The sequence below is a fragment of the Candidatus Symbiopectobacterium sp. genome (assembly GCF_020054415.1).
In the GTDB taxonomy this organism is placed as follows: domain Bacteria; phylum Pseudomonadota; class Gammaproteobacteria; order Enterobacterales; family Enterobacteriaceae; genus Symbiopectobacterium.
Genome location: NZ_JAHWCO010000181.1, coordinates 1 through 7,626, shown reverse-complemented (window position 1 = coordinate 7,626; position 7,626 = coordinate 1). Strand labels below are relative to the sequence as shown.

The 7,626-nt window shown below is 50.6% G+C and carries 5 protein-coding genes and 3 pseudogenes; 6 read left to right on the top strand and 2 right to left on the bottom strand.

The annotated features are described in order from the left end of the window. Nucleotides 1–388: 388 nt before the first annotated feature. The 6 genes and pseudogenes from QZ506_RS05445 (at nucleotide 389) to QZ506_RS05420 (ending at nucleotide 6,930) form a co-directional block, all read left to right on the top strand. On the top strand, nucleotides 389–1,471 hold the full coding sequence (locus QZ506_RS05445) for a PhoH family protein (RefSeq protein ID WP_291969606.1): 1,083 nt from the start codon (nucleotides 389–391) through the stop codon (nucleotides 1,469–1,471). After that, nucleotides 1,468–1,935: an rRNA maturation RNase YbeY gene (gene ybeY / locus QZ506_RS05440; RefSeq protein WP_291969604.1), complete on the top strand. Its 468-nt coding sequence runs from the start codon at nucleotides 1,468–1,470 to the stop codon at nucleotides 1,933–1,935. The genes QZ506_RS05445 and ybeY overlap by 4 nt, the downstream gene beginning before the upstream one ends. Nucleotides 1,936–2,220: 285 nt before the next feature. Then, entirely contained in the window at nucleotides 2,221–3,099 is an 879-nt protein-coding gene (gene corC / locus QZ506_RS05435; protein ID WP_291969602.1) for a CNNM family magnesium/cobalt transport protein CorC, read from the top strand. Between the two features lie 7 nt (nucleotides 3,100–3,106). After that, the gene (gene lnt / locus QZ506_RS05430) at nucleotides 3,107–4,636 is read left to right on the top strand and encodes an apolipoprotein N-acyltransferase (RefSeq protein WP_291969600.1); all 1,530 of its coding nucleotides are present in this window, start codon (nucleotides 3,107–3,109) and stop codon (nucleotides 4,634–4,636) included. Nucleotides 4,637–5,074: 438 nt separating this feature from the next. Beyond that, nucleotides 5,075–5,974, top strand: a pseudogene (locus QZ506_RS05425) (glutamate/aspartate ABC transporter substrate-binding protein). 215 nt (nucleotides 5,975–6,189) lie between these two features. After that, nucleotides 6,190–6,930 (top strand): annotated as a pseudogene (locus tag QZ506_RS05420) (amino acid ABC transporter permease). 70 nt (nucleotides 6,931–7,000) lie between these two features. Here QZ506_RS05420 and QZ506_RS05415 read toward each other — a convergent pair. Next, nucleotides 7,001–7,435, bottom strand: a pseudogene (locus QZ506_RS05415) (IS5 family transposase); the annotation flags it as partial. 30 nt (nucleotides 7,436–7,465) lie between these two features. Further along, nucleotides 7,466–7,626: IS1 family transposase (locus QZ506_RS05410; RefSeq protein ID WP_291969608.1), on the bottom strand; the 161-nt coding region annotated here is incomplete at its 5' end.

Below are 7,626 nucleotides of genomic sequence, written 5' to 3'. Positions count from 1 at the left end.
CGCGCTGCTTGAGGGCCTTGTTATAAGAGGGCAAGTTGGTGATTTTAAAATTTTGTTTTGCCATGGAGACCTGATTTTGAAACAACTGTGGTGATCTGCTCCGATGATTACCCAAAAGTTCTATTTATTCAACAAAGCCTCGTCGCAACGTAAAATCATGCAGTTAGGCCTCATGAGAAAAGTGTACACCTGAGATGACAAGCATTTTCAACCAAAACTGGCATGGAAAAACAGCATGATTACCTATTATTCAACAAAGCCATGACGGGTATGAACATATTGCCACTTGCACCTTTCCCTATTACCGATAAATAATTCAATTATCATCTCGTCCCTTATTGTTCTCATCACTCATGATGACGAGCGTTGATATACCAAGAGGAATAATTTGAACGTTACGATAAAAGAGATTGCCCTCGAACCTGCTGATAATAAACGCCTACTTAATCTGTGCGGACACTTTGATAGTAATATCAAACAGTTGGAGCGCCGTCTCGGAATAGAAATCAACCATCGAGACAATAAATTCAAACTGGTCGGAAAAGGCCTGTGTATTGAAGCGGCGGCAAATATTCTGCAACGTCTTTATGTTGATACCGCACCCGTGCGTGGTGTGGAAGGGGATATTGACCCCGAGCAGATTCATCTGGCAATCAAAGAATCGGGCGTGCTGGAGCAAAGCGCCGAGAGCGTGCCGGATTTTGGCAAGGCGATCAACATCCGCACCAAACGCGGCATCATTAAGCCGTGCACCCCCAATCAGGCGCAGTATATCGCCAACATCCTCGATCATGATATTACCTTCGGCGTGGGCCCTGCGGGAACGGGGAAAACCTATCTGGCAGTTGCTGCCGCGGTGGATGCGCTCGAGCGTCAGGATATCCGCCGCATTTTGTTAACGCGCCCGGCCGTTGAAGCGGGAGAAAAACTCGGCTTTCTGCCCGGCGATTTGAGCCAAAATGTCGATCCTTATCTGCGCCCACTCTACGATGCGTTATTCGAAATGCTGGGGTTTGAGCGCGTGGAAAAACTCATTGAACGCAACGTGATTGAAGTAGCGCCATTGGCCTATATGCGCGGCCGCACGTCGAATGACGCCTTTATTATCCTCGATGAGAGTCAGAACACCACGATCGAACAGATGAAGATGTTCCTGACCCGTATTGGCTTCAACTCCAAAGCCGTCATCACCGGCGATATCACTCAGATTGACCTGCCACGCAATATCAAATCGGGGCTGCGCCACGCGATTGACGTGTTGGTCGATGTGGAAGAGATCAGTTTTAACTTCTTTCACAGTGAAGATGTGGTGCGCCACCCTGTGGTCGCACGCATCGTCAACGCTTATGAAGCCTGGGAAGAAGCCGACCAGAAACGCCGTGCAGCGCAGGCCGAAGAGCGCAAACGAGAAGCACAAGCAGCCAGTGCACCCGCGGTATCAGAAGCGGGTGATAAGCAGGAGTCACAATGAGTCAGGTTATTCTCGATTTACAAATTGCCAGCAACAATACCGCAGGGCTGCCGAGCGAACAGGATTTTCAGCGTTGGCTGGAGGCGGTACTGCCGCAGTTTCAGCCAGAAGCGGAAGTGACCATTCGTATCGTTGATGAAGCGGAAAGCCACGAACTGAATCACACCTATCGAGGCAAAGACAAACCTACCAACGTACTCTCCTTTCCGTTTGAAGCGCGGCCGGAAGTCGAGCTGCCGTTATTGGGCGATCTGATTATTTGCCGCCAGGTGGTGGAGCAGGAAGCCATTGAACAGCAAATAACCGCAGACGCCCACTGGGCACATATTGTGATACACGGTTGTCTGCATCTGCTGGGTTATGATCACATCGAGGACGACGAAGCAGAAGAGATGGAAGCGTTGGAAACCGAGATTATGCAACAAATGGGCTATGTTGACCCTTATCTGTCCGAGAAAGAGTAAGGCCACGTGGCGGCAACTTGAAGTATGACGGGTATATTCTGTTATTATGAAAAATACAGTAGATTACCGTAGACCCTGATATTGCTTTTGATGGCGCATTTTTCGTTATGATGCCTTCTTCCTCATCATAGCTTAACGGCGTTATGGTTAAACATAACGCCACGCGCGGTAATCACCGCGCACCTTTATGTCAACCCGCCCGCGCGCCTGATGGTCTTACAGTGCATGCCCCTTTTGCGTGGTTGATGATGATTGACTAACCAGAGAGACAGTAAATATAACGCCATGAGCGACGACCATTCTCAAAACAGCGATAGCACTAGTCCCAAGAAAGGATTCTTCTCACTGATCCTTAACCAGTTTTTTCATGGTGAACCCAAGGATCGCAGTGACCTCCTCGCCTTTATCCGTGATTCCGAACAAAACGATCTGATCGATCCAGACACCCGCTACATGCTCGAAGGGGTAATGGATATCGGGGAACAGCGCGTGCGGGATATCATGATACCCCGTTCGCAGATGATCACACTGAAGCACAACCAAACGCTGGAAGAGTGTCTGGATGTGATTATCGAATCAGCGCACTCGCGTTTTCCGGTGATCAGTGAAGACAAGGACCACATTGAAGGCATCCTGATGGCCAAGGATCTGCTGCCGTTTATGCGCAGCGATGCCGAGCCGTTCAGCATGGAGCAGGTGCTTCGTCCTGCAGTCGTGGTGCCGGAGAGCAAACGCGTGGACAGCATGCTACACGAGTTTCGTTCACTGCGTTATCACATGGCTATCGTCATCGATGAGTTTGGCGGTGTATCTGGGCTGGTCACCATTGAAGACATTCTCGAGCTGATCGTTGGCGAAATTGAAGATGAATACGACGACGAAGATGATCGCGATATCCGCCAACTGAACCGACACACCTATACCGTGCGCGCGCTAACACTGATTGAAGATTTCAACGAGGTGTTTGGCACCCAGTTCAGCGATGAAGAAGTGGACACCATCGGCGGACTAGTGATGCAAGCCTTCGGCCATCTGCCTGCGCGTGGTGAAACCATCTACATCAACGGTTACCTGTTCAAAGTTGCCATGGCGGACAGCCGACGTATTATTCAGACTCATGTCAGAATCCCTGACGAGGCGCCTCAACCAACACTGGAACCTTAATTCGACAATGTCTGTCATGTCTGTTTTACGACGCCAGCGGGTGCGCATCCTGCTTGCGCTGTTCTGCGGTGCTTGGGGCACCTTGGCGTTTTCACCGTTTGATTTCTGGCCTGCCGCGCTGGTTTCGCTGTGCGGATTGCAAGCACTGACGCTGAACAGAACCTGGCGGCAATCCGCCGCCATTGGTTTTAGCTGGGGCTTTGGTCTGTTTGGCAGCGGAGTGAACTGGGTGTACGTCAGTATTGCCGAGTTCGGCGGCATGCCGGAAGCCATTAACGTGTTTCTGGTGGTACTGCTCGTGCTCTATCTGTCGCTTTATCCCGCGCTCTTCTCGGGACTGTTAACGCGCATGTGGCCACGAACGACGCTGGTGCGTCTGATCGTGGTCGCGCCGGTCCTGTGGCAGTTCACTGAGTGGTTGCGAGGTTGGGTACTCACCGGCTTTCCCTGGCTGCAATTTGGCTATAGCCAGATTGACGGGCCGCTGCAAGGCCTAGCGCCGCTGCTTGGCGTTGATGGTATCAACCTCTTGTTGGTCATCATTGCCGGCCTGCTTGTGTTCGGTACCACACGACGCAAAACTATCCCGCTTTACTGCGCCATTGCGCTGCTGCTTCTGCCTTGGCCGTTGAAGTTTATCCATTGGTTCACGCCTCAACCAGATCGCGCGGTCAACGTCGCGCTGGTGCAAGGCAATATTGCCCAGGCGCAAAAATGGGATCCCAATGCGCTGCAACAGATTCTGAACATCTACCGGGATGCCACGCTGCCTTATCTGGATAAAGCGCCAATCGTTATCTGGCCAGAATCGGCCATCCCTGATGTAGAAACGCGTCAGCAAGCGTATTTGCAGCATATCGATGAGCTACTGCGCGCGCACAACAGCAGTCTGGTCACTGGGGTTGTGGATGCACGCCGCCGCACAAACGAGCAGATTGACTTCTACAACAGCATTATCGTGCTGGGTGGCAGCGAACCGTACCGTTACCCCAGCACCAACCGCTACAACAAAAATCATCTGGTACCGTTTGGTGAATTCGTTCCGCTGGAAACGCTGCTCCGTCCGTTAGCGCCGTTCTTCGATCTGCCGATGTCTTCGTTCAGCCGTGGCCCTTACCAACAGCCTCAGCTCTTGGTTAATGGTATACGGATGACGGCCACGGTCTGCTATGAAATTATTCTCGGGCAGCAAGTACGCGATAACTTCCGGCCTGATACCGATATGCTGCTGACCATCTCCAATGATGCCTGGTTTGGTCGTTCTATCGGACCATTGCAACATTTCCAAATGGCCCGCATGCATGCTCTTGAGTTAGGGCGTCCGCTGCTACGTGCGACCAACAATGGCGTGACCGCCGTTATCGGCCCACAGGGTGAAATCAGTGCCGAACTGCCGCAGTTTACGCGCAAGGTGCTGCTCACCAAAGTGACGCCAACCACCGGCATCACCCCTTACGCACGCTTTGGTGCCTGGCCAATGTTGATCATTCTCGCCGTGCTGGCCGGGATAGCCTGCGTCGCGCGTCTGCGTCGTTAACACAATAACCGGCAGGCGCTGCCTGCCGGTTTCCCGTCAATATGTACCATACCTTCGTGTAATACCCGCCATCTCCTATTTGCATAATTCGCACATCATTTGCTTATTATTCATTGAATAACAGAGTGTAACGGGATGATTCCGTTGTTTGTTCTCTGAAAACCAGCGAAAAAGCACCCTGATGGGGCAATCAGCGCACCAAAATATTGCGAAACGATTTTAGTGCAGTGATTTAGTGCAGTTGAGCTCTCAAAAGACAAACAAATTTATTTCATTTTGTTCACAATCGGCTATTTTTTAAAGATAAAGGCAAGTACTCGCTCTTTTATGGTGCATAGCCCGCCGCACCCGAGAGAGCGCTCTATCGGCATGATTGAATTCGCAACCGCCTTAGCGTCATAGCGACTGCCGTCATCACAACAGCAAAGGAGTTACAACATGCAAATGCGTAAACTGGCACTGTCACTGCTTCTGATTGGTACAGCCGCAAGCAGCCTGGCTCATGCAGAAGAATTAACGGGGACGCTGAAAAAGATTAAAGACAATGGCGTCATAGTTGTTGGCAACCGTGAGTCTTCCGTGCCATTTTCCTACTATGACAACCAGCAGAAAGTGGTTGGTTACTCTCATGATTACTCTAACAAAATTGTCGATGCGGTCAAAGCGAAAATTGGCGTTGCCGATCTTCAGGTCAAACTGATCCCAATCACGTCCCAGAACCGTATCCCGTTGCTGCAAAATGGCACCTTTGATTTTGAATGTGGTTCCACCACCAACAACCTGGAACGTCAGCAACAGGCCGCCTTCTCTAATACCATCTTTATCGTTGGTACACATCTGCTGACTAAAAAAGACTCGGGCATTAAAGACTTCCCGGACCTGGCGGGTAAAACCGTGGTCGTTACCTCAGGAACCACCTCTGAAAAACTGCTTAACCAGTTGAACGAAGAGAAAAAACTTAATATGCGCATCATCAGTGCCAAAGACCATGGCGATGCATTCCGCACCATGGAAACAGGCCGTGCCGTTGCCTTTATGATGGATGATGCGCTGCTGGCCGGTGAACGTGCCAAAGCCAAACAACAGAGCGACTGGGTGATCGTTGGCACCCCACAATCCGAAGAAGCCTATGGCTGTATGCTGCGTAAAGACGATCCGCAGTTCAAGAAACTGGTTGATGATACTATCGCGACGTTGTAAACCTCCGGTGAAGCGGAAAAATCCTTTGATCGCTGGTTCAAACAGCAGATTCCGCCTAAAGATCTCAACATGAATTTCGATTTTTCAGCAGAGATGAAGGCGCTGTTCAAAGCGCCTAACGATAAAGCATTAAACTAACAACAAGTGAAAACAAGGGCAGACAGCTTGCCCTCGATTGTTGACTCGTGGCTGGACAGACAGGCGTCAGACGGTCGTTCCACGTCTGGCGTCCCGGCCCACGCGGTGGATGTCGCAGGTGTTGATTATCCGCACTGCCCTTTCCCACCAATGGGTTATCGCCACTCATCAATCTTCAGGGTAGCTCTGCTACCTTTTTTTTACCAGAGTTTGCTATGTCTATAGATTGGAACTGGGGTATTTTTTTACAAGCCGCCCCGTTCGGTAATACCACTTATCTTGGGTGGATTTGGTCTGGGTTGCAGGTCACTGTGGCGCTGTCAGTCTGCGCCTAGATCAATGCATTCGTTGTCGGCTCGATTTTCGGCATTTTACGCACCGTACCCAACCGTTTTCTGTCAGGTCTCGGTACCTGCTATGTGGAAATGTTCCGTAACGTTCCGCTTATTGTTCAATTTTTCGCTTGGTATCTGGTGGTTCCCGAATTACTGCCACAAAGCATCGGCATGTGGTTTAAAGCGGAACTTGATCCCAACATTCAGTTCTTCGTTTACTCCATGGTCTGTTTGGGCCTTTTTACCGCCGCTCGCGTCTGCGAGCAGGTGCGCGCAGGTATCCAATCTCTGCCGCGTGGCCAGAAAGCCACAGCGCTCGCGATGGTGCTAACGTTGCCGCAAACCTACCGCTACGTTCTGCTGCCCAACGCCTATCGCATTATCGTACCGCCCCTGACGTCTGAAATGATCAACATCGTGAAGAACTCGGCCATCGCTTCGACCATCGTGCTGGTGGACATGGCCGCACAGGCAAACAAACTTCTGGATTACTCTGCGCACACCTATGAGTCCTTTACCGCCATCACGCTGGCGTATGTCGCAATTAACGCCATTATTATGCTGATCATGCAAGTGGTTGAGAAAAAGACTCGTTTGCCCGGCAATATAGGGAGTAAATAATGTACGAATTTTACTGGAGCTCCATTGCGCCAAGCATGCCCTATCTGCTGCAAGGGCTAGGCTGTGTCCCTTAATTGCATAACTTCTTGTAAAAGAGGCGGATGTAGCCCAGTTTAACCATCGACAGATAATTCCTCGCCGTTTTGTCATAACGTGTGGCAATACTGCGGTATTCTTTTAATCTGCCAAAACATCTTTCCACTACATTGCGATGACGGTAAGCGTCACTGGCGAACCGTGAGCGCCCGTCCGAAGCCATTTTTTCATTCGTTTTTCTGGGGATGACTGCCTTTATCCCCTTTCGTTTCAGCTCGTTGCGTAGTGCATGCCCTGAATAAGCTTTGTCAGCCAGCACCGTATAACCACGACGCTTCATGCTGCCATTCTGGCGCTGAACACCACTACCGTCCAGAAGACGTAATGCGAACTGGCTTTCGTGAGCCTGTCCGGGGCTCAGCAGGATGTTTAACGGGAGGCCACTTCCGTCTGTTGCTAGATGGATTTTTTGTCGTGTATTCAATTAGTTGATGTAGCATCAAACGTAGTACTCGCGTCCGATGTAAGTACCGATGAGCCTATCGTGCATTTCGGATGATTTTGAATATCCGAGCGTCTTGCGATTGAGCCGTTGCAATCGGTTACGCAGTGTCAGATGTGCACGCTCAATACGCTGTGTATACAGCTTGCTAACAATGT